The organism is Tenacibaculum profundicola (assembly GCF_057220795.1).
Window position 1 is genome coordinate 4,303,079 of record NZ_CM170137.1, and the last position, 23,192, is coordinate 4,326,270.

The following is a 23,192-nucleotide window of genomic DNA, read 5'->3' on the forward strand; positions in this document are numbered from 1 at the left end:
CATGAAGAGCATTATATCAATAATAACAATACTTTTTACGTTAATCATTTCTGCCCAAAAAAATCAAAATGAAATTTTAACAAACTATCAATCAGGGAAATTTACGGTGTACAAAGTACAGAAAATTTCTTACGGAAAATATAAAATGGTAAAAGTAAAAAAGCAATGGCCATTGGAGTTTTCAAAAGCTGAGAATTTAGTGTCCAATATACTTGTTAAACGGGCAGGAATTTTAGATGAAAATTTTAAACCTGATGTACCAGGATATCCAGCATATTTTTCATTTTCTACCTACCGCCTAACGTTCTTAGATGGAATAGGGGTTTATTATAGTTGGAATGGGAAAGAACAAGCAACAACCAAGTATGTTTTTGTTGGAACAGGTAAAGGTTTGAAAAAAAACTATAAAGAATTAAATCAATTAGTTGAGCAGTATACTAAAAAAGTATTTAAAAATCAGACAGCAGCAAGAGCAGATGTGAAAGAACACAAAGCTATTGCAGCAGAAACAGAACGAAAGAAAAACTCATTAGAAACAAGAAAAGTATCGAAAATTGAACTTCAATTAATGAATTCTCCGAAAAATATAGCCCATTTTTCTGAGGTAATTAAGTATGGAATAGTAGCTATTCTCGAGGATGGTACAATGTTAAAAACAGAGAACTTAGGAGGTGAAATTCCTTGGAGTGATTTCAAATTGCAACATAAAGGTTGTAGCAATACTATTGAAGAAGTTCGAGTTGACGAAGATGCTAAATCATTAAGAGAAGATAGAGTTACGTTGTATGCTACGTCAAAATATCATAAAGGATTATCAGCAATAAAGCATTTGAATACTACTAATGATGTTTCTATTCGAGTAAGTCAAACAGGTTTCTGGGGTCATGAACGACGCAAATATATGGCTGTTGTTCAAGGTCAAAATGGGCAACATGCTGGAAGAGGTGATAATTTAACCATTAAAGTTAAAACCGTATCACATAAGCAGACAGGTGTTAAGTTAAATAAAATTGAAATATTCAATACCTCTAAAGATAAATTAGTTGGGAGGTACAAATTAGCACTTAATACTGAATTAATTGTAAACAATAAAGGAGGACAAGGAATGAATGGTTTTGAGGGGAGTAAAGGATCTCCAAATGGTGGAAATGGCGGAAATGGTGGAGCAGGTGGGAATATTTTGCTAATTAAAGATCCATCTGTATCAAAATTATCGATTCAATTAATCAATGCAGGTGGAGAAGGAGGAAAAGGAGGCGCCCCAAAATATTCATACGCGAGTAGAGGGAGAAATGGAGTAAGGGGAGATAAAGGAAGAATTGTCAAACAAACCAAAGTAGTAAAATTAAGTTTTTAAGTATAAATTAAAATTCAAAAAAATGAGAAAACAAGTATTATTAACATGCGCGATTAGTTTAGCGATGCTACTAGGAACAAGTAGCGATTCAAACGCTCAGTTTAAAAAACTAATAAAAAAAGTAACTTCAAAAAAGAGTGCATCTAAAAGAGGTAAATCTAGTGGAGCTTCTGGAGGTACATTCTCATATCTTAATAATGAAAATGATGAGTTAGGGTTAAGTGGAGAATATCATGGTTTAAAAGATAAAAAAGCATTTGGTTTTAAATTTGTAAAAGAAGATGAAGGGAAAGTAGTTAATGAATTACATTACTGGGAGAAAAAGCAGGAGAACCCTCAGTTGAAAATGAATTTTAAAGAAAGCTATTACAGAAAAAAGCAAGTAAAAATGTTTTTTGTGTGGATGTCTTCTTATGCAAAATCATACATTGAAGTTTTTGAAGTTGCACCGGGTGTTTTGGCACAAACACAGCAAACAAGTAGAAGTATTAATAAATATGACGAGTCGGTTCCGTTAGATACAAAAAGAACTGTAATTGAGGTGATGGCAAAAAACAAAGCTGATCTAGAAACTTGGGATATTGAAACAGCTCAGGCCAAAGTAGATATGATGATAAGTAGTTTAAATACTGCTAAAATTGCGAAAACGAAAAAGAAATTAATGCGTTTTGATGCGTATAAAAATTATCATGGCAAAATAGCTTTTGCAAAAGCAACACATTACTTAAAAAGTTCAAAAGCAAATCAACCTTTAGAAAAACCTGCAAATTTTATTACAAAGAGAGCGTTAGGAGAAACAGTTGCGTTTAAGCCTTATTTTGATCAACCCTTGTCAGTTTCTCATCCAGGAGCATGGTTTAACATAACCTATGAAATGGGTGGGCAAAAGACAGATAGAGAGGCATTGAGAAAATCAAGTGCTAAATTTTCGAAAAATATACCTCAATTAGATGATTATGTGAACGATTTCTATTTCTTCTACCCTAAAGTAACTGTAAACCGCTCTAATAATATTTCTGACTATGCCTTTTTAGAATTATTAAGATTAACTCAAGACGATTTAGAAGAAGGGAAAGTGTATGATTTAAAAGTGACGGTATGGGCTTATAAAGATGGACAAAATTTAGATCCAGTATCTACTGGAACAATTCAGTTAGAGTATACTGATAATACGGAAAAAATGTTATTCGATCCAGTAAAAGGATGGATAACCGTTTTAGAGGATTATTTAGACGAGTAAAGTGTTTAATGAGTAAATAAACTTATCCGAACGGTACTCATACTGTTCGGATTTTGTCAGTTAAAATAAGTTGAAATAGAAAGATATATCGTATTATGACAGCTCATTTTTAGTGAAAAAATAATCGAAGAATCAACATTAATGACTTTTAATTATTCTTTTTTAAAAGAGACGAGAACAATATATAAATAGATATTGTTGGGTTAAATCTGATGATCAACGGGAATTATAAGCTGCATATTAATAAGGTTTTTATTAGTAGTTGTATCTATTTTATGCTTAAAAAGTGCCTTTTGGAAGAAAAAACATGCCTTTCGGAAAGAATTAGTACGAATTCTTGTGATCTTTAATTTTATTTGCCCTAGGGGAAAGAAAGCAATGAAATCATAAAAGAAGAAGAATCTATTGTTTGTTTAATTTTTCTAAAATCTATTTTAGTAATTTGTTCTCAAATGATAAAATAGGAGTTGGAAATAAAATTGACAGAATTGCTTTTAAACTGTATGGGTTAGTTCTCATACAGTTTTTTTTTACACCATGATTTCAGTTTTAACTTACCCTGATAAAATGACCTTTATTTCTCAATACTTTGTGAGAAAAAAACCATGCCCTAACCTAAGGAGATACTTTTTTGTATAACACATATCAATTTCGTACCCCCTAATTTCAAAGACCAAATAGTATAATAATGGTTGCTATTCGGAAATAAAAACATGCCATACGGAAATAAAAATGGAGGATTTATAAAGTTTTTGGTGTTATTTGTTTCAAGGGTAAGGTAATTTTTATATTAAAAAGTGTAATTAATAGTACACTACTTTTTGAAGTCTGGATATTCTTATTAAAGATAGAGGATTTATAGAAATAAAAAAGTTCGTTAAAAATTAGTGTTTGTTTAAACTGTATGAGGGATTAATTTTTCTCGTACAGTTTTTTTAAGGTTGCGCATGAAAAGTAATACAATTTTGATGTTAATTTAACGACTAGAATTGCTTATGATAAATACCGATATAAAAGAAATTACAAGAGAAAACCCCATAAAATAAAGGTAGCAATTGTAAATTGCTACCTTTATGTTTTAGTACTCTTTGCGACAATTTTTAGAACCATTACAAAGGCCTTAGAACCTATTAGTTTTTATATTTATTTGAATAACGCTTCCATAATCCTGTTTGATGCGTTTCTAGACTTAATTTTCGTCCTTGAATAAATGCTTCAGAAAGAATATTACCTCTCATATCTAAAGCATCTCCTGTAGATATAAATAACGTGGCATCTTTACCAACTTCTAATGTGCCTGTAAATTTATCGATTCCTAAGATTTTAGCATTGTTTTGAGTTATTAGTTGTAAGGCTTGTTCTTTCGACAATCCATAGGCCGCATAGGTGCCAGCGTAGAAAGGAAGGTTTCTTGTACTCATTCGCTCCATTTCTCCATCCATACCTAAGCCTATTAATATTCCGGCATCACTAAGTGTTTTTGCTGATCTAAATGGAAGGTCGTAATCTTCGTCTTCGCTTGAAGGCAAACGATGTGCTCTTTTAAGAATGACAGGAATGTTATTGATTTTTAATAAATCTGCTATTTTTTCGGCTTCAAAACCACCGACAATGACTAAGTTGTTTATGCCTAGTTTTTTAAATGCATTAATGGCGTCAGACATTCGTTTTTCCCCATTAACGTGGATAAAAACTTTTTGAGTCCCATAAAAAACATTATTTACAGCTTCATAAGGGAGGTTTTTTGAGGTTCTGTTACTTTGTAAATATCGTTTAGCATCTTTAAAAAAAGCAATAATTTTAGTGACATTTTTGATGTAGTTTTTATTAGGTTTTAACGCAGGATCTTCACCTCTCCACCAACGACCTCTACTAAAGTTATTTGGCCAATTTATATGAATGGCATCATCTGTTTTTACGGTAGCATCTTCCCAGTTCCAGGCATCAAACTGAACAATGGAAGAAGTTCCTGAAATAACGCCCCCTCTTGGAGTAATCTGTCCGAGAAGAACTCCATTAGGTCTTACGGTTTCAATAACTTTACTTTCTGCATTGTAGGCTATAATACTTCTTATATGAGGTAGCATACTACCCGTTTCATCAACATCTCTCGTAGCACGTACCGCATCAATTTCAGCCAAACCAAGTGACGTATCGGCAGCAATAAATCCAGGGTAAATATGTTTACCTTTGGCATTTATTACCGTTCCTTGTCTTGCAATTCTCATACGAGCACTGCCCACAAATGATATTTTCCCGTCAGAAAACATAATTAAAGAATTTTCTATAATTTTTCCATTTCCTAAATGGGCCGTAGCTCCTTCAATTGAAAAAGCCGTTGTTTGTTTTGGAGCTGGCGTTTGTTGAGCTATTATATTCCCCAGGAATAAGAAATATAATAAACTATATACTATGTTTTTTTGCATTCGTTGTATTTTAAAATTCCTATTCTGTATCACAATGAAATAATTTTTTAGACTTTTTTGTAGGACTTTGTGTTTTAGCTCCTTTGATTTTTTCTTTTAACATCATATTGATTAATTTCGAGCGCTCTGATTTAATACCTTCTCGTTTAGCCAAATCTTTTTCAATATCAAAATAAATAGCTCCATCAATAATTGTTTTTTCAGCCTTAGCATAAATAGATAAGGGGTTATCACTCCATAAAACAAGGTCTGCATCTTTCCCAATTTTAATACTTCCTGTTCGATCATCTAAATGAAGTAATTTTGCAGGGTTAATAGTTATCATGCTCCAAGCTTCCTGTTCGCTTAAACCTCCGTATTTCATCGTTTTAGCAGCTTCTTGATTTAATCTTCTTGACATTTCTGCATCGTCAGAGTTAATGGCAACGGTAATTCCTTGTTGGTGCATAATGGCAGCGTTGTATGGTATGGCATCATTAACTTCATATTTATACGCCCACCAATCTGAGAATGTTGAACCTCCAACACCGTGTTTTTTCATTTTATCGGCAACTTTATAACCTTCTAAAATGTGTGTAAAGGTGTTTATGTTAAAATTGAATTTTTCTGCAACTTTCATTAGCATATTAATTTCAGATTGCACATAAGAATGACAAGAAATAAAACGTTCTTTATTCAGTATTTCCGCTAGGGTTTCTAGTTCAATATCTTTGCGGTATTGTTGGCCACTTTTCTTTTTGGCATCATATTCTTTGGCTCTTTGAAAATAGTCAATATATACTTGTTCTACACCCATTCTGGTTTGTGGAAATCGAATGGTGTTAAAATCACCCCAATTCGATTGCTTTACATTTTCACCGAGGGCAAATTTGATGAATTTTGGAGAGTTTTTGTAAAGAAGACCCTCTGCGTTTTCACCCCATTTTAATTTTAGTATGGCTGAGCGACCTCCAATTGGGTTTGCAGAGCCATGAAGTATTTGAATACTGGTAACACCTCCAGCGATATTTCTATAGATATTGATGTCACTTGGGTCAATAACATCTTCGATAGTAACTTCGGCAGATGAGTTATGGCCTGCCTCATTAATAGCTGAGGCGGCAATATGAGAATGTTCATCAATAATTCCCGCAGTTAAATACTTTCCAGATCCGTCAATTTGTCTTGTAGCTTTGGCATTGATGTTCTTGCCTATTTTGGTGATTTTTCCATTAGATATTAATACATCGGTATTGTTTAATACCTCTTGGTTTTCGGATGTCCAAACAGTCGCATTTTTAATTAAAATAGTTTCTGGTTGAGGTAGCGTATGGTACCCATATCCAATATTAGGAAAACTAACAGCAACAACATCATGAGTTTTCTTTTCACTTTTCTCTTTCTTCTTTTTTTCTTCCTTCTCTTTTTTTACTTTTTGAGAAGCAGACCATGTGATATCATTTCCATTATTATCCATCCCTGTACCCTGCATTACATTAGATGCATTAACAACTTTACCTGAAAGTCTCGTAAATTTGTTTTCATCATTCAATGTAATTTGAATCCAATCATTGTTATAAGAAAACTTGCTGCTTATTTTTAAGTCACCTTTTTTTATCGAGGCATCTTGTTTGGTCCCTTTACCACTAATGGTCATTGAGTAGTTATTCCCATTAACATTCAACAGGTACTCACCTGAAAGGTTTTTTATATCCATAGGGTTAATAACATTTTTGTTTCCTTGAACCCAATTTTCATATAATGTAGTTTTACTATCAAAAATATCACCAGATGTAATTAAGAAGTTCGCGTAGCTACCTGTTTTTAAGTTACCGATTTTAGTGTTTCGTAATATTAAAGAAGGAATAGTTGTTAAGGCTTCTAAGGCAATTGTTTTATCTAACCCGTATGAAATAGCCTTTTTTAAATTAGTAAGAAAGTCTTTGGTAGATTTTAGTTTATACGTTGTCAATGCAAACGGTACATTATTGTTTGCTAGGATACCTGGATTAGAAGGCTCTTGATTCCATCTGCGCATATCACTCAATGCTATTTTGTTAGCCAAATCTATATTACTAACATCGTAGGCTTTTCTAAAATTAATGGGAATAATAAAAGTAGCCTTGGTGTTTTTTATATCTTGAATTCGTTCGTATTCGTTACCACCCCCTACTATGGTATATTGAATACCAAATTCATCTCCAATCTTATCAGCTCGGATGTCATTTAGATAATCACCTGCTCTGAAAATTTGGGGTAAATTCTTTTTATCATTTAAAGCTTCTAGAGCTGCATCGGTATTTTTAGCGTTTTCGCTAGCATACCAACTGGCGTCCAAATATGTTTGTCTTAGCAAAGCCATTGCCCCCATTCGTGAGGTTGGGTAGGATTGCTGTGATTTATTACTTTTAGAAAATGATAGGTAATTAGCAGATCTTTTATCAAGTATTCTATAAGCATCTGAATTGTTTGAATTCAAGGCCACTAGCACCCCGTTTCCTTGCATGATACCATCATCTACGTGTGTGTTTAGCACACCAAATCCGACGTTTATATATTCTTTAGCTTTTTTATCGTCATATTTAAATTCATCGAAAGCATCAATATCAGGACGAATATGATCATTCCAATAATAACCTTTTCTGCTCGCATCATATTGAGGGGTTCTGTTAAAATTAGAGTTTCTTTTAGGTTTTTCAACACCAAAACTCGAATAGGTATCAATAAACGAAGGGTAAATAGTTTTTCCTTTTGCCTCAATAATTTCTGCTTCTTTTGGAATGTCAATAGACTTACCAACCTTAAGGATCTTACCATCTTTTATGAGTAATGTTCCCTTTTTTATCTGCTTTTGAGGAGTAATGTAAATAGTAGCATCCTTGAATGCAATGATGCTGCTTTTAGTAGTTTTTACTCCAGTATTTGTAGGGAAATACTCTTGTGCAGTGATATGGGAAATGTACAAGGAGAGTAGTATTATAAACGTTTTTTTCATTATGTTGAAGTTGATTTAGTTCTTAAAAGTATTGAATTCTTAAAGTTTAGAGATTTGTTTAACAAAATATTAAGATTATTTTAAGAGTATCTTTCCTAGTTTTTCGTCTCCGGATAGCCAAGCAGATTTATTATCGATGAATTGAATAGCATAAAAAGAGTCGCTACTTACTTTTTTCCAATTTAGCCCTCCATCATTTGAAAATGAAACCCCTGTTTTGCCTACGGCAATAATTTCTTTACCAGAAGTATTAGGTACATATTGAATACAACTTTTGTAGCTAGGTTCACGGTTGCTAGATACTAATTTCCATGTTTCGCCTCCATCGATTGTAATCGCCTTATTAGCAAAATTATTATCAGGATGAGAATAATCACCCCCAATTATAATACCATGTAATTCATCGTAAAAATCGACTGAGTAAATTCCTTGTGGACCATTTCCTTGAACAATGGGAGTATCGTATACTTTCCAAGACTTCCCTTTGTCAATAGATTTCAAAACACGGGCTTTTTTACCACCTGAGACAATCCATATATGGTTATTAATAATTTTTATATTCGTATTACTAGCGGCAAAAAAAGCTTCGCCGTCTTCAAATAGTGGGAGTTCCGAACAAGGAATTTTCTGCCAAGAATTCCCGCCATCTGAGGTGATAATAATAGAAGGGCATTCCCCAGTAGGATCACCAACTGCAATTCCATGTTTTTTGTCTGGGAAAAACTGAAGCGCGTCATAGAATACTTTGGAATGCTCTTCTTTATAAACAAGTTGATTATGATTGTCATAAACTTTATACAACAAAGCAGGGTTACCAATAGATAATGCAAATACGGTATCTTTATGTACAGCAATGCTTCTAAAGTGGGGAATAATGGAATCGTTGTAGGTTATTTTTGTTAAATTCCAAGTTTTTCCGCTGTTAACTGTTTTACCAATAGATCCTTTCGAGTCTGCAAAAATTAAGGTATTTTCGCTAACAGCCTCTATAGCCCTAATGCTTGAACCATTCATTTTGTAAGTAGAGATCTCTACGTTTGTAAGATTTCTTGGTTGGTATTTCTTTTGACAAGAAAATATTAAAATTATGACTATAAAAAATAGGAGGAAACGTTTCATTTTTTGATATTTTTACACAACTAAAATAAATAAATTCAATGAAAAAAGCATTGGTTATTTCAGGAGGAGGAAGCAAAGGAGCATTCGCAGGAGGTGTGGCCGAATATTTGATGAATGAAAAACATAAAGATTACGATATGTTTTTGGGAGCATCTACGGGCAGTTTAATGGTATCTCATCTAGCGTTACGTCAAGTTCAAGTACTGAAAAATATATATACCAACGTTAATCAACACTCCATTTTTAGTAATAATCCTTTTAGAATCAGAACTGTTCATGGTGAAAAAGTAATTTCGATACGACATTTAAATACGTTGTGGAATTTTTTTAATGGCAGAAAAACTTTTGGTGAAAGTAAAAACTTGCGTCGTCTTATTAAGAAAAACATTACACGAGAAATGTATACTGAAATAAGAGAGCAAAATAAAGAAGTGGTGGTTGCACTCTCGAATCTTACCGCTAATAGAATTGAATACAAGTCTATTTTAGAATGTGAATATGAAGATTTTTGCGATTGGATTTGGGGTTCATGTAATTATGTGCCTTTTATGAGTTTACTTGAAAAAAATCACTGTCAATATGCAGATGGAGGTTTTGGCTGTCTAGTGCCAATTAGAGAGGCAATTTTAAGAGGGGCAAAGGAAATAGATGCCATTATATTGGAAACTGAGATTACTCAGATAAATAGAATTCCGGCAAAAAACCCCTTTTCATTAATGTTAGATGTGTTTGATTTTATGTTAGAGCATGTTGAAAAACACAATGTGACCATCGGAAAATTATCTGCAAAACACAATGATGTAAAATTAAACCTTTATTATACTCCCACTGTTTTAACAACCAATTCGTTGGTTTTTGATAAAAAATTAATGACGAAATGGTGGAAGTATGGGTATGAACATGCGAAGTTTAAAGATGACTCATTTATGAATGATTATAGAACCGAATTAGTTGATAAATAGATGAAATTCGGAAAAGTTGAACAGCCAGAATTAGTTGATTTTACCTTACCAGAAACACATCAGAGAACCGTAGATGTATTAAAGGTAAGTAAGAAAAGCGATCCTCTTACTGTTTTTGTTGGATGTGCTAAATGGAATAAAACCGACTTAAAAGGATTTTATCCTAAAGGAACAAAAGATGAACTGGAATATTATTCTACGCAATTTAATTCAATTGAAATGAATGCAACCTTTTACCGGTTATTTCCTGCTGACCAATTTGCGAAATGGAAAAATAAAACACCCGATACTTTTAAGTTTTTTCCTAAAATAACTCAGGAAATTAGTCATTGGAAACGATTGGAAGGTGTTCAAGATCAGGTGAATTATTATTTAGATAATGTATGTCATTTAGAAGAAAAATTAGGGACTATTTTTTTACAGTTACATTCTAATTTTGGACCAAAGAATTTTGATAGGGTAAAACATTTCGTGAGCAGTTGGCCTAAAGGGATTCCTTTGGCAATTGAAGTACGCCATCCAGATTGGTTTATTGACGATACATTTGAAAAATACACAAAAGTACTAGACGAAAACAACGTAACTAATATTATCGTCGATACAGCGGGTCGGAGAGATATGGTGCATATGTGTTTGACAAACAATGAAGCATTTATTCGATATGTTGGAGCAAACCATAGTTCTGATTATGAACGTTTAGATGCTTGGATAGTTCAATTAAAAGAATGGTATACACTTGGACTGCGTAAAATTCATTTTTTTATTCATCAAAATTTAGAAATAGAATCACCTTTATTAGCTTCCTATTTTATTAAAAAGCTAAACAAAGAGCTACAAGTTAATTTAAAAATACCTAATGAGAGTAACGATCATCAAATAAGGTTGTTATAGATTCAAGGTAGCGAAGTACGCTACCTATTTTTGGTACTGCACGATATCACCTGTAGTGTTACCTTTTTAAATCAACATACATATTGTTATAGGTCGGGTTATGAGATTTAGAACTACTTATAGTTTTTAATTTAAAAGGAGTATTCATTATATTACTTGTTCTATTTCCTGTTGTTATAAGCTGAATTGTTCTTGCTAACAAGGGTTCATTTTTGTCTCCTAAAACACCTAAATTTCCATAATCTTCATCGAGCTCTACAGTAGGTTCGATCCCATCTTTATCATTGACGTCATCTTTGTTTACAATTTCTAATACAATAGGTTGCATGGCCCAGTTGTGATTTGGGTTAATTCCATCTTTAGAGTAAAAGTTAGGGGAATCGTAAAGGGTAATTGAACCTACATATTTTCCATGCGTTTTAGTACCAACAGTTTTAACATCAATATAAGGGGTTAAACTGTTAATAATTAATTCAGAAGCAGAGGCAGAACTTCCTGTTGTAATAAAATAGACATTTGTTAAATGCACACTATTAATGGCTTCAGTGTTTTCTAAAGTGTCTGTAAATCTATCGATAAGGTACTCCGGGTTTGCCGCGCTCATGTACTTATCATTCCATCGTTGTTTTGCGAAAACGTCATCAGTAAACTGACCTGTAATCATACTACCTAGGTAGGTTGCTGTTTGTACAGATCCACCGCCATTATAACGTAAATCGATAATTAAATCAGTAATATTATCAGCTTTAAATTGAGCGAAAACCTGATTTAATTGAGAATCAAAATTAGAAGTAAATCCATTATACATCAAATATCCTATTTTTTTACCACCTTCATCAATAGTCGTAGCTACGTGCACAGGGTTTTCTGTGTAACTATTTTTATCTAGTGAGATGGTATTACCATTTGCTAATGGGTTACCAGTATTATAATCTGCTAGGTGAATTGTATAAGAAGTAGCATCCGTAAATAGGAGGTCTCTATAATTTTCTTCGGTTAGTTGAATGCCATTTACCTCAGAAAAAATCATTCCTCTAGTGACTCCTTTATTTGCAGCATCTGTGCCAGGAACCACATAACGAACAGCCCCAAAAATTTTGTCAGCCTGACTTCTGTACCTTTTTAAACTAAATTCCATTCCCGTTGTTTGTGTCGTTCCCTGAAAAGCTTGTTCTAGAGCTACATAATCTTCTACAATCCATGACCATTTGTCAACAGTACCTCTTTGATAAAGTAAGCTTTCAAATAAACTATTTGGATCATCAAAACCAGATAAGTAATTATACAATTGTTGATCAGAAGAAAAACGCCTATCAGACAAATCTGAAATATCTCCCTGCCATAAATAATAAGCGTTTAATCCTTTCCAAATAAAATCTTGAATTTGAATATTTTCAGGAACGCCTTCTTTTTTACTGCAAGAAGTAGTTACAAAAATTGATACAATAAGTAAGAACGATATTTTTAAAAATTTCATTTTTGGACTTTTAGCTAATTATTAAAACGCAATTTAGCAAATAATATTATTTTTTTTAGCATGGATGTAACAAAGATAGTTATGTGTCGTCGTAATGATGTAAACCTGATATAAAAATTACATTTTATTGTTTACATAACAAATTAACGAATTAATGAACCAATCAGATTTTTTAAAAGTTGTTTTACCATTTAAAGACAAGGTTTTTCGTTTAGCAAAAAGACTTTTAGTTTCTACAGAGGAGGCGGAAGATGCTACACAAGAGTTGTTTTTTAAGTTATGGAAGAATAAAGAAAAGTTAGGCAATTATAAAAATGTTGAAGCTTTTGCCATGACCATGACAAAGAATTATTGTTTTGATCGATTGAAATCAAAGCAAGCAGGTAACTTAACTTTAGTACATAGTAATTATAAGGAAAAAGATACGCCTTTAGAAAAAAGGGTAGAAAATAACGATACAGTAAACCAAGTACATCGTCTCATTGAGAGATTACCAGAGCAGCAAAGGTTAATTATTCAGTTAAGAGATATTGAACAATACGAGTTTGATGAAATCTGTAAAATGGTTGATATGAAACCGACTGCTGTGAGAGTAGCGCTTTCTAGAGCGAGAAAAACAATAAGATTAGAACTAATAAAACAACAGAACTATGGAGTTAGCTAACATAGAGAGGTTATTAGAAAAATACCTAAACGCAGAAACAACATTACAAGAGGAGCAATTGTTACAAGATTATTTTTGTTCCGATAAGGTAGCGCCACATTTGCAAGAGTATAGTATGATGTTTAGTTATTTTAAAAAAGGTAAAGAAGAAACGTTTACTAAAACCATTCAGTTAAAACCTGAGAGAAATAGAATAAAGAACTGGAAATGGTTATCAGTAGCAGCGTCAGTAGCCTTGTTATTCAGTACCTATATAGGTGTTCAAGAGTATGAAAAGCGTCAAAGAGAGAAACAATTTGCACAAGTAAAAGAAGTGTTGCAAATGGTTTCAGCAAACTTAAACAAAGGAAACGAAGCATTGTATGCTGTTTCAAACAACATAAACAAAGGGAAAGATGCTATCGGTCATTTGAACACGTATGAAACCACTGTAAATAAGGTAATTAATACCGTAAATTATTAATCATAATAAAATAAAACCAAGAAGAATAAAATTATAAGATCATGAAAAAAATAATATATATAATAGCATTTATGCTAACATCGAGTATAACATTTGGACAATCAATATTTGATAAATTAGAGGATTTAGATGATGTGTCATCGGTGATAATTACAAAAGATGCTTTTGAAATACTCAGGAAATTTCCAGATGCTAAATCAGATGATATGGAAATTTTTAATACAGCAAAAGGCATCAATGAGCTAAAAGTTTTCTCGACAGAGAATGCGAGTATCGCTTCTAAAATGGAAAGCATGGTGAGTAAAGCAATTAAAAATGCTAATTTAACTCAATTAATGAGAGTAAAAGATAAAGATTCTCGTGTAAGAATTTACGTGAAAACCACTAGAAATAAAGATCTTGTAAGTGAAGTGTTAATGTTTGTAAAAAATATAGAAAAGGACGGTAGCTCTGAATCAATAATTATTTCATTAACAGGAGAAATAGATGTGAATAAATTATCGAATATAGCCAGTAAGTATTCAGATAAGAACTAACAATAAATATTGTCAAACCAACGAATTGGGAGCTGTGTTTTATTTCAGCTCTCATTCTATTAATTAAAAATTATTTACATGAAAAAATTACATATATATTCAATAATACTAGTAGCACTATTAATGTTATCCTGTAAAAAAGAATCGTTACAAACCTATTTAGTCGATAGTCAGAATAAAAAAGGATTTCTATTTGTTGATATACCTATAGATGTTTTAAAGTTAAGTGCTGATGGCATAAGTAAAGAAGATAAAATGGCTTATGAAAGTATCCGTAAAATTAACATTACCGGATTGCCTTACAAAAATGCTGATCAAGCCACTTATGAAGTAGAGAAAGCTACCTTAAGTGAAATACTTAGTAAATCATCATATGTTAAATTAATGAAATTTAAAAAAGATGATATACAGGTAACTATGTTTTATTTAGGAGAATCTGATGCAATTGATGAAATTGTAATGTTAGGATATGGTAAGGAGTTTGGAGTTGGGGTTGCACGTATTTTAGGCGATAATATGAATCCGACCGAAATTATGAGAATGATGAATAAAGCGAAATTAGATGAAGAGGGTTTAGGTCAAATTAAAAATTTATTTAACTAAAACAATAACATAAGAATACTAAATTTATTTTTCACACCACATGAGGATGTCATTTTTTTGATATCCTCATGTGTGCTTTTAGAAGAAATAGTGATTAAAAAAAGAGTTTTCACTGTGTATCTCATGTATGATTTGAAATTACTGTGAATACCAAAATTTCCGAGAAGACAGGATAGAAAAGAGCATTTTTATGGTTTCAAGGTATTTCAATTATAGGGTATGTATTGTTTTGGTTTTTGTTTATCCCCGGAAAACCATTCCTGTTTTTGTTTACAGTGCCATTTTTCACATTTGGTATAGGCGGGCTCTCCACACTTATGATGAGCATGACAGAGGATGTTTGTGATTTAGATGAATTAACAAATGAAAACCCACGTAAAGAAGGCACTTTTGGTACCATTTATTGGTGGATGGTGAAGTTTAGTTTGGCTTTTGCCGGTTTGTCCAGTGGTTTAATTATGTCGTTGGTAGATGTTACACCGAATGCTGAAATGCGGCCTGAAGATGCAATTTTAGGACTTAGGATGTTCTATTTATTTTACCAGTTGTAGGTACCTTAATAGCCATATGGGTAATGAAAGATTATGAAATTACTGAAGAAAAGGCGAGAGAAATTACAGCAGAACTCGCAAAACGAAAAGAAGAATGATAATACTTTTTAGGATTATCAAAACACAGGTTAGAATAAATACATTTTCTTTATAGATAAATTCGCAGAGAGTCGTAATTTAGAGCCTTATACAGATACGTTAAATTAGTATACTAACTTAAAACCAAACCAAATTTTATGGGCTTATTTAAAATAAATCCAGTTTCTACAGAAGCTTGGAAAGAGCTAGGAAACCATTTTCAACTGATCAAAGATCAACAAATGAAACAATGGTTTATAGAAAACACCAATAGAGCAAAACAATTTTCTGTTGAAATAGAGGATGTATATTTAGATTATTCAAAAAATAGAGTAACAGCACAAACGATGAACTTATTGTTCAAATTAGCTGATGAAATAAAACTTAAGGAAGCAATTGAAGCTCAGTTTAGTGGAGAATTAATTAATGAAACTGAACAAAGAGCAGTATTACATACAGCATTAAGAGGAAAAGAGAATGTGAGTGTAAAAGGAGAATCCATTCATAGAGATGTTAGCAATAGCCTGCTTAAAATAAAAAATTTTACTGATAAATTGCATTCGGGTGATTGGAGAGGTTATTCCGGTAAGAAAATAGATACTGTTGTTAATATTGGTATTGGAGGATCCGACCTTGGGCCTAAGATGGTAGTTGAGGCGTTATCGTATTACAAAGAAAAGGTGAATTCTCATTTTATGTCCAATGTTGATGGAGATCATGTACATGATATACTTCGACAGCTAAACCCAGAAACTACCTTATTTATTATAGTTTCAAAGTCATTTACTACTCAAGAAACATTAACCAATGCACAAACTGCGAGAGCATGGTTTTTGAAATATGCAAGTGAAGAGGATATAGCAAAACACTTTGTTGCTGTATCAACCAATATGAATGCAATTAAAACCTTTGGAATAAAGGAAGAAAATACATTTCCTTTATGGGATTGGGTCGGAGGACGTTTTTCGCTTTGGAGTAGTGTAGGGCTTTGTATTGCATGTGCATTAGGGTATGAAAATTTCAGTAAACTTTTAGAGGGAGCAAATGAAATGGATACACATTTCAGAAATACTGAGTTTGAAAATAATATACCTGTAATACTTGCTTTGTTAAGTGTTTGGTATAACAATTTTTTTGAAAGTGAAACAGAAGCGATTATCCCTTACAGTCAGTATTTAAAGGAGTTAGTGCCTTATTTACAACAAGCGATAATGGAAAGTAATGGAAAGCATATTGATAGATCAGGAAACCCAATTCCATATCAAACAGGTACTATTGTTTGGGGATCGACTGGAACAAATGCTCAGCATGCTTTTTTTCAATTATTACATCAAGGAACAAAATTTATTCCTGCTGATTTTATTGGCTTTAGAAAATCTTTATATGAAGATAAAAATCATGACTATAAATTAATGGCTAATTTTTTCGCGCAAACAGAAGCTCTTCTAGTGGGTAAAACTAAAGATCAGGTTAGAGAAGGCTTAGAAAACCAAAATTTATCAGAGAAAGAAATAGAACGGGTGTCATCTTACAAAATATTTGAAGGGAATAGACCAACCAATACGTTGCTGTTTTCTAAACTAACGCCAAACGTTTTAGGAAAATTAATCGCTCTATATGAACATAAATTATTTGTACAAGGAGTGATCTGGAATATATTTAGTTATGATCAAATGGGGGTTGAATTAGGAAAGCAATTATCGTCTTCATTGTTAAGTGAAATATATGATCAAGAAATTGATAACAATCACGATGGATCAACAAAAGAACTTTTAGAAATATATTTAAGAACGCAAGAAAAGTTGGTGTAATGCAGTCATGCAATTTCTCATGTTAATTTGTGGTTTATGATCGCAGCTGTTTCGACGTAGAGGTTTTTAGAATACTGATTGAATATTTGAATTGTATCAACACAACATTTTTAAATTATTACAAATGAGATGTTATCAAAAAGAGATTGATTTACCTTCTTATGAAAGAGGGTACCATCTAATAACGGATATTTTAGTTGAGAGTATTCCAGAGCTTAAAAATATTGGCATAGGACAATTTCAAGCATTTATAAAACATACTTCAGCAAGTTTAACAATTAACGAAAATGCGGATCCTACAGTTCGAATGGATTTTGAATCTCATATCAACGAGATGATCCCTGAAAACATGTCTTACTTCAAACATGATTATGAAGGAGCAGACGATATGCCAGCACATTTAAAAAGTTCTATGTTGGGGTGTCAAGTGTTAATACCCATTACCAATGGTAAACTAAACCTAGGTGTTTGGCAAGGTATTTATTTGGGTGAGCACCGAAATAACGGAGGTAAAAGAAAAATTGTTATTACCATAATGGGAGTGTAATCCTGTTTCTAAGTTGAAATTGACGTAAAAGAAAATGAAGATATTTTCTTTGTAATGATTAGAAAAAACAATCATATATTAACTTAAGGTTTTTCTATTAGTAAAGTAACGAAGAAAAAAGGTTTTTTATTAGGGTAATTTTTTAGAGGTATTAGACCATTTCTAATATTAATTTATCGATCGTAACTATTTAAGGTAAATACCAAGCTATAGTTGTTGTTATACGATTTGCAAATAAATATTTCGCATATCTATTATTTCTTTTGTAGCTATTTTTCCGTTATAAAACTTAACCATAGCTTGGCTATGCTAAAGTTTTATACCTTAAACTAATTTAATACCTTCGTATGAAATATTTATCTGTAAATCGTATTATTTTAATACTAAATTTTCTCTATTACTATTAATGGTGTAATACCTATGGTTATTTGGAACCTTTTAATGAGTGAGCTGAAATTAAGAGGTAATTTCAAATAACCACAGGTATAGAAGATAACCATGACTGCAAGGAAATGTTTATCTAATTTTACCTCAGAATCGGTGTTATTTCCCTAGTCCATTTTTTAAGACAGCCTTAATGCCTTCTAAATTATCGGAGAAAGCCATCATCTGATTTAAAATTTGAGCCATTTCATTTTTAGTACCTAAACCGTTTAACTTATTGTTTTTTACAAAAATTTGCTTGATTTCTCTCCAACGAATTTGATCTTCTTTAGATAAATTAGTAATGAGTTCTTTATATTTTAAAATATTGGCTTCGGCAGAGGAGGTTAACGTTTGCGACTCACTTTCGTAATGAGACAGCAATAAACTATCCAGTTCCTTCATGTTCATAATAGGTACAACTTTTGCAACTAATTTATTCATATCACGATACGAACCTTGCAGTTTAAACGGAGGTTCAGTTCTGTAGGCATCTTCCATGGCAGCCGATTGAATATAGGTTTGATTGACTTTTAAAATAGTGTCTCTAATTATAATTACTTTTTGTAAAACAGCGATGTAGTCCTGAATTTCCTGTTTTGTGTGGTTCCCTTTTAAATTAATTTCATGGGTATTGTTTTCAACCTTATCAACTAAGGTGTAAACATCTTCAAAATATTTACTACTTAATTGATGTAATACAGGATTTGAAGTAAGTGAGTTTTCAATTAAACTTAGCTTGAACAAATGCTCAGTATCTCCTATAATGTCACCTAAATTATAAATATCTGCTCTATTGGCTAACATATCTGGAATTTGAAATTTATCCCCACTTTCTGTATAAGGGTTTCCGGCCATAATTACACAAAACTTTTTACCCCGTAAGTCATAAGTTTTTGATTTTCCTTTATAGACTCCTTCAATTTTTCGGGTTCCGTCTGACAATGAAATAAACTTTTGTAAAAATTCAGGATTGCAATGTTGAATATCATCGAGGTATAACATTACATTATCGCCCATTTCAAATGCTAAATTTAATTTTTTAAGTTCTTCTCTCGACGCCGAATTATTTGCCGTCATGGGGTCTACAGAGTTAACGTCATGACCAATAGCGGGACCATTTATTTTCATAAACACAAGTCCCAAACGATTAGAGATATACTCCATTAAAGTTGTTTTACCATACCCAGGTGGCGATATGAGTAGTAACATTCCCATTCTATCAGTTCGCTTATTATTGCCGATAGTCCCAAGTTGTTTAGCTAGATTATCACCTACAATGGGGAAATATACGTCGTCAATTAATTTATTGCGTACAAAAGAAGAAAGTACTTTTGGTTTGAATTCTTCAAGTTTGAGTTCTCTTTTTAATGTTTCTGTAACTTGATGCTTTGCTTTTCTATATTGAGTAAAATTGGATACTTCAACATCAGAAAAATAGCTTAACTCTTCAATAAACTCGTGATATTTAAATTCCAAAATCCCTTCAATAATAGTAGGATGACTTCCTTTTAAACCAGTTAATTTTAATTGAGGGTGCACACTAACAGTATTCTGATTGGAGCGGTTTTCAAATAGTAAAATAACAACTACTTCATGAATGTAGCTTTGTAGTTGAGGCGCTTTTTCTAAAATAAAAGAAGTAACCCATTGTATGGCTAATTGTATTTTATCTATATATTTTTCTTGTTTCTGTATGCCAGATCGAAATTTATGAAGAGCATCTTGTTGTTTGAGAGTTTTAACAAATGCATCTTTTAAACTAACAGCATCACTACTAATTTGAAAAGTATTGTTGTTTTGTAACTCTTTAAATAAGTATGCTGCGATTAATGGTATTTGATAAACATCAAATAGCTCAGTTTCTTCAGAGAAATTTTCTAAGGATTTACTGAGGTCATCAATAATGAAATCATACGCTGTACTTTTTGGAAAAATACGCAAAACTTCACCTGAGGCCTTCATGGTGGTGTTGAAGCTATCTTGCTGTTTTTCGTCTAAATAATTCCAAAAATATTGAGCAAATGCTCTTGTTTCTGGAGAGTAGGTAAGAAGACCTAGTTCATGGTGTTTATGAACTAAAGTATGTAAAATCTGAGAGGTATCTATGTCGTGAACACCTTTTAAATAGCCTTCAGAATATAAGTTAGCGCTCTCTTTTTGCACCAAGTTTAAAAGTGCTGTTTCAGAAAGGTTAAGCAATTTTTCTTCAGGGAATTTTTTAAATAATTGATACGCTAGATATGATGATCTATATACTTTGTCATTTTCTGATACCAACTCCTGATTCCAATATTTTTTTGAAGATAAAAGTGTTTTGTCAGTGATTTCTTCATAAAAATCAGTACTTGTTAAGTGGTAATAGAGCTGGTCTTTTTTTAAAACAATTGATAAATCTAATACTTGTTTATTAACACCAAATTTATGGTTCCCTAAATTAATAACATTTTCACCGTCTTCATATAATTCTTGTTTGTCTTTTAATTTACGAAGGGCATCTTCTTTTGCTACCTTTAGTTGGGTTTCAATAGATTCAGCTTTACCAATATCATCTAAGTCTTTTAATTGTTTGATGATATTTTGCACTTTATTAATCAACAAGTCAGTTGAAAAATACCCATTGATGTCTTCTATGGTATTGAATGATAAAACCTTTTTAGTTACCCCTTTAAGGATACGTTCAGAAGCTGTTTTTAGTGCGATAGTTTTTTTATTACGCTTTTCTAGTAAACTGTTTTTTCTACTATCAAAGGCATTGTGGATTTCTTCACGTTTTTCAATGATTTGAGTAATGAACTCTTCAAAATTGGCGAATTTCCCTTCTAATTCTTCTAATTGAATAACGGTTTTAGTAAGAAACTCATCACATTTTTCTGGAGTATTTGCGATATCTAAATAGTTAATGATACTTTGATCAATTAACTTCAGTTGTGCTGTGAAATCCGCTTTTGCTTCGGTGCTTCCAAGTTTTTTTATGGTGTTTTGTATACCTGATTTTACCTGATTTATATTGGCAAAAATCAAAGAAATATTGTTGATGATTTTGGTAGATTGAGAAGTGTCTTCAATTTCTAAGTTAGATACAATATCGATTAACATTTCTAAATCAGTAGTAATTTGATTAACTTCTTTTTCTAAAGCTTTCGCCTCAATTACTTTTTTGATAGTAGAAAGCTTATGTTGCTTCTCACTAACACGTAAATGATACGGAGCTAAGGCTTTGTCGTTTAATAAAAACTGAACACACCTCTTGGATATTAAACTGTTTTGTTCAACAAATTGTTCTTCTAAAGCGGTTAAGTGTGCTGAATTTATATATCGAATATCTTGTAGGCTAATAACTTCCCCTCTTAATGATCGAAGTTGACTTAACAGAAGCACAAAGTCATCAATAGACTTAAAAGAGGTGCTTTTTATTTTACTAAATAAGGCCTCTGATTTAGTGTTAATCGCCTTGGTTTCCTCAGTTGCTTGTTTTTTAAGAACTACTACTTTTTCAAATTCATCTATGGCAGCGTTGGCAGCGTTGTTTATTTCACCAATAGGTATGTTTAACTCGTGTGCTTCTTTTTCGGGTAACCAATAATAAATATCATTGATATCTTTAGATACCTTGACAACGTCATTGTATAAACCGGTGTAGTTGTCTTCTTTGGTTAATAGTGTTATTAATTCATGACATTCAGCCATGGCGCGAACAATATCTTTGTTCCCTATTTTATACAACAAATTATCTTCATGTTTAGAAGGCATAAAATTCCTTTTTAAATAAGGAGTTTGCCATATTTGAACTACATGGTGTTTAGTTTGTTCATTTTCGTTGCGGAAGTAGCAAAGCTCTCCATTTTCTAAGACCGTAAAGCCATTACAAATAATTGGCGTTTTTACTTCTTGTTCTATAATGTTATACGACATCAATATGTATAGTCCACGAATGGTTGCATAGAATACATATAGAAAATCCTCCCCATTTGGGGAAACAATTTTTTCTTGAAATCGAACTTCTTTCGTGTCGTTCTCGAATAGTTTATACGCTCCAGTTTGTAAGTAATACCCATTTGGAAAAATAATTCCCTGATCATCCGGTAGCTGAACAGCGGTATCCTTGATGCTATCTATTTTTTGAACCTCTTGCAATTTATGGTTGTAAACAAAATATCTAGCTTCTTCTTGAAAAGGTTTAATTTCTAGCGTAATCAGGTTACCTAAATCTCCAAATCGAATTTGACCGTCGTCTAAGGTCTGATCAATATGTTTAACTGGCTCGGCTAATATGCCTTTTCCATCATCGGTATTATCTTCAATTTTAATGGTTAAATCACCACCAATAGTTTCAACAAAAACCTTATCGAGTATTGAAATATGAGGGTGAATACCGTAACGATGCATATCTCGATTAACCTCTTGCCACTCAAACTCATGTTGTTTAGGGAATTTATATTCGTGTTCACTTCGGTTATCTATGTATTGAAGAGTATTTTCATTAATTAACCATTTAAAAGCTTTAATATCGCTTTTGTTTTCACTAAGCTGGAAAATCATGTACAAATAATTATCTATGATAGCAAACTTAGAAAAGATGGTATTTCTATAATATTTGTACAGGTTGGTGAAATCGTCTATAAAAGTTGGATTGTTTAATAATTCTAAAGACTGAATTTGGAAGCGATTATCTTTAAATTTGTAAATACTAAATACATCAGATAATTTAATATTTGTTCGTAAGCCGAAATGTACATTGTACCCAAATATAGAGGTATTGCTTAAAGACACAATATCTTTAGCTATACAGTTATTTTCAGTGTTTATTCTATCATTCGCAATGAGTTTGGTTTCTACGGTACCAAAAACATGTTTTCTGTCGTCATTTAATTTATGTAATCGTTCTAATAAATCGAGCTTTTGTTTTTGTAGCCTGTTTTGAATGATTTCATAGGTTCCGCCATCTAGTTGTTGTATTGTCGTTTGGTTTTCCATATGCTTTTATAAGTGAAGAATTAGAAAATAGAAACAAGATATTAAAAGGTAATTGTTGTTTCGTATCACTTCTTGTAATTAAATTTCTTTATA

The 23,192-nt window shown here is 32.1% G+C and carries 16 protein-coding genes; 11 read left to right on the top strand and 5 right to left on the bottom strand.

What is annotated here, in order from left to right; genetic code table 11:
- Position 1: 1 nt before the first annotated feature.
- Both AC2TDS_RS17640 and AC2TDS_RS17645 read left to right on the top strand, forming a co-directional pair.
- Complete coding sequence (locus AC2TDS_RS17640; RefSeq protein WP_484736890.1) at positions 2–1,357, top strand: hypothetical protein; 1,356 nt, start codon at positions 2–4, stop codon at positions 1,355–1,357.
- Positions 1,358–1,379: 22 nt separating this feature from the next.
- Complete coding sequence (locus AC2TDS_RS17645) at positions 1,380–2,597, top strand: hypothetical protein (protein ID WP_484736891.1); 1,218 nt, start codon at positions 1,380–1,382, stop codon at positions 2,595–2,597.
- Positions 2,598–3,727: 1,130 nt separating this feature from the next.
- On the opposite strand, the gene AC2TDS_RS17650 is transcribed toward AC2TDS_RS17645, so the two are convergent.
- The 3 genes from AC2TDS_RS17650 to AC2TDS_RS17660 all read right to left on the bottom strand — a co-directional run bounded on the left by AC2TDS_RS17650 (position 3,728) and on the right by AC2TDS_RS17660 (position 9,011).
- The gene (locus tag AC2TDS_RS17650; RefSeq protein ID WP_484736892.1) at positions 3,728–5,023 is read right to left on the bottom strand and encodes an amidohydrolase family protein; all 1,296 of its coding nucleotides are present in this window, start codon (positions 5,021–5,023) and stop codon (positions 3,728–3,730) included.
- Positions 5,024–5,042: 19 nt separating this feature from the next.
- Positions 5,043–7,997 carry an amidohydrolase family protein gene (locus AC2TDS_RS17655; protein WP_484736893.1) on the bottom strand — a complete coding sequence of 985 codons (2,955 nt, stop codon included), beginning with the start codon at positions 7,995–7,997 and terminating at the stop codon, positions 5,043–5,045.
- A gap of 75 nt (positions 7,998–8,072) precedes the next feature.
- Complete coding sequence (locus tag AC2TDS_RS17660; RefSeq protein WP_484736894.1) at positions 8,073–9,011, bottom strand: WD40/YVTN/BNR-like repeat-containing protein; 939 nt, start codon at positions 9,009–9,011, stop codon at positions 8,073–8,075.
- A 143-nt stretch (positions 9,012–9,154) separates the two neighbouring features.
- On the opposite strand from AC2TDS_RS17660, the gene AC2TDS_RS17665 reads away from it, so the two are divergent.
- Positions 9,155–10,078 carry a patatin-like phospholipase family protein gene (locus AC2TDS_RS17665; RefSeq protein ID WP_484736895.1) on the top strand — a complete coding sequence of 308 codons (924 nt, stop codon included), beginning with the start codon at positions 9,155–9,157 and terminating at the stop codon, positions 10,076–10,078.
- Positions 10,079–10,969: a DUF72 domain-containing protein gene (locus AC2TDS_RS17670; RefSeq protein WP_484736896.1), complete on the top strand. Its 891-nt coding sequence runs from the start codon at positions 10,079–10,081 to the stop codon at positions 10,967–10,969.
- A gap of 58 nt (positions 10,970–11,027) precedes the next feature.
- On the opposite strand, the gene AC2TDS_RS17675 is transcribed toward AC2TDS_RS17670, so the two are convergent.
- The gene (locus AC2TDS_RS17675) at positions 11,028–12,446 is read right to left on the bottom strand and encodes a GFO_1087 family putative carboxy terminal peptidase (protein ID WP_484736897.1); all 1,419 of its coding nucleotides are present in this window, start codon (positions 12,444–12,446) and stop codon (positions 11,028–11,030) included.
- Positions 12,447–12,600: 154 nt separating this feature from the next.
- Here AC2TDS_RS17675 and AC2TDS_RS17680 point away from each other — a divergent pair, with 154 nt between their 5' ends.
- The 7 genes from AC2TDS_RS17680 to AC2TDS_RS17710 all read left to right on the top strand — a co-directional run bounded on the left by AC2TDS_RS17680 (position 12,601) and on the right by AC2TDS_RS17710 (position 17,699).
- Positions 12,601–13,110: a GFO_1088 family ECF-type sigma factor gene (locus AC2TDS_RS17680; RefSeq protein ID WP_484736898.1), complete on the top strand. Its 510-nt coding sequence runs from the start codon at positions 12,601–12,603 to the stop codon at positions 13,108–13,110.
- Positions 13,097–13,573, top strand: coding sequence for a PG0215 family putative anti-sigma factor (locus AC2TDS_RS17685; RefSeq protein ID WP_484736899.1), 477 nt, complete (start codon positions 13,097–13,099; stop codon positions 13,571–13,573). Before AC2TDS_RS17680 ends, AC2TDS_RS17685 begins: the two co-directional genes overlap by 14 nt.
- 41 nt (positions 13,574–13,614) lie before the next feature.
- Complete coding sequence (locus AC2TDS_RS17690) at positions 13,615–14,109, top strand: GFO_1090 family protein (RefSeq protein WP_484736900.1); 495 nt, start codon at positions 13,615–13,617, stop codon at positions 14,107–14,109.
- A gap of 78 nt (positions 14,110–14,187) precedes the next feature.
- Positions 14,188–14,712 (top strand): GFO_1091 family lipoprotein, encoded by a 525-nt coding sequence (locus tag AC2TDS_RS17695; protein ID WP_484736901.1) that lies wholly within the window; start codon positions 14,188–14,190, stop codon positions 14,710–14,712.
- A 236-nt stretch (positions 14,713–14,948) separates the two neighbouring features.
- Positions 14,949–15,263 carry an MFS transporter gene (locus AC2TDS_RS17700; protein ID WP_484738975.1) on the top strand — a complete coding sequence of 105 codons (315 nt, stop codon included), beginning with the start codon at positions 14,949–14,951 and terminating at the stop codon, positions 15,261–15,263.
- 236 nt (positions 15,264–15,499) lie between these two features.
- The gene (gene pgi / locus AC2TDS_RS17705) at positions 15,500–17,152 is read left to right on the top strand and encodes a glucose-6-phosphate isomerase (RefSeq protein ID WP_484736902.1); all 1,653 of its coding nucleotides are present in this window, start codon (positions 15,500–15,502) and stop codon (positions 17,150–17,152) included.
- 124 nt (positions 17,153–17,276) lie between these two features.
- On the top strand, positions 17,277–17,699 hold the full coding sequence (locus tag AC2TDS_RS17710) for a secondary thiamine-phosphate synthase enzyme YjbQ (RefSeq protein ID WP_484736903.1): 423 nt from the start codon (positions 17,277–17,279) through the stop codon (positions 17,697–17,699).
- Positions 17,700–18,242: 543 nt separating this feature from the next.
- Here AC2TDS_RS17710 and AC2TDS_RS17715 read toward each other — a convergent pair.
- Positions 18,243–23,099: a DNA repair ATPase gene (locus AC2TDS_RS17715; protein ID WP_484736904.1), complete on the bottom strand. Its 4,857-nt coding sequence runs from the start codon at positions 23,097–23,099 to the stop codon at positions 18,243–18,245.
- Between the last annotated feature and the right edge of the window lie 93 nt (positions 23,100–23,192).

What these genes read in the sequence shown, in the direction of transcription:
- AC2TDS_RS17640 (WP_484736890.1), top strand. Translation starts at nt 2, where the DNA reads ATGAAGAGCATTATATCAATAATAACAATACTTTTTACGTTAATCATT.
- AC2TDS_RS17645 (WP_484736891.1), top strand. Translation starts at nt 1,380, where the DNA reads ATGAGAAAACAAGTATTATTAACATGCGCGATTAGTTTAGCGATGCTA.
- AC2TDS_RS17650 (WP_484736892.1), bottom strand. Translation starts at nt 5,023, where the DNA reads ATGCAAAAAAACATAGTATATAGTTTATTATATTTCTTATTCCTGGGG.
- AC2TDS_RS17655 (WP_484736893.1), bottom strand. Translation starts at nt 7,997, where the DNA reads ATGAAAAAAACGTTTATAATACTACTCTCCTTGTACATTTCCCATATC.
- AC2TDS_RS17660 (WP_484736894.1), bottom strand. Translation starts at nt 9,011, where the DNA reads ATGAATGGTTCAAGCATTAGGGCTATAGAGGCTGTTAGCGAAAATACC.
- AC2TDS_RS17665 (WP_484736895.1), top strand. Translation starts at nt 9,155, where the DNA reads ATGAAAAAAGCATTGGTTATTTCAGGAGGAGGAAGCAAAGGAGCATTC.
- AC2TDS_RS17670 (WP_484736896.1), top strand. Translation starts at nt 10,079, where the DNA reads ATGAAATTCGGAAAAGTTGAACAGCCAGAATTAGTTGATTTTACCTTA.
- AC2TDS_RS17675 (WP_484736897.1), bottom strand. Translation starts at nt 12,446, where the DNA reads ATGAAATTTTTAAAAATATCGTTCTTACTTATTGTATCAATTTTTGTA.
- AC2TDS_RS17680 (WP_484736898.1), top strand. Translation starts at nt 12,601, where the DNA reads ATGAACCAATCAGATTTTTTAAAAGTTGTTTTACCATTTAAAGACAAG.
- AC2TDS_RS17685 (WP_484736899.1), top strand. Translation starts at nt 13,097, where the DNA reads ATGGAGTTAGCTAACATAGAGAGGTTATTAGAAAAATACCTAAACGCA.
- AC2TDS_RS17690 (WP_484736900.1), top strand. Translation starts at nt 13,615, where the DNA reads ATGAAAAAAATAATATATATAATAGCATTTATGCTAACATCGAGTATA.
- AC2TDS_RS17695 (WP_484736901.1), top strand. Translation starts at nt 14,188, where the DNA reads ATGAAAAAATTACATATATATTCAATAATACTAGTAGCACTATTAATG.
- pgi (WP_484736902.1), top strand. Translation starts at nt 15,500, where the DNA reads ATGGGCTTATTTAAAATAAATCCAGTTTCTACAGAAGCTTGGAAAGAG.
- AC2TDS_RS17710 (WP_484736903.1), top strand. Translation starts at nt 17,277, where the DNA reads ATGAGATGTTATCAAAAAGAGATTGATTTACCTTCTTATGAAAGAGGG.
- AC2TDS_RS17715 (WP_484736904.1), bottom strand. Translation starts at nt 23,099, where the DNA reads ATGGAAAACCAAACGACAATACAACAACTAGATGGCGGAACCTATGAA.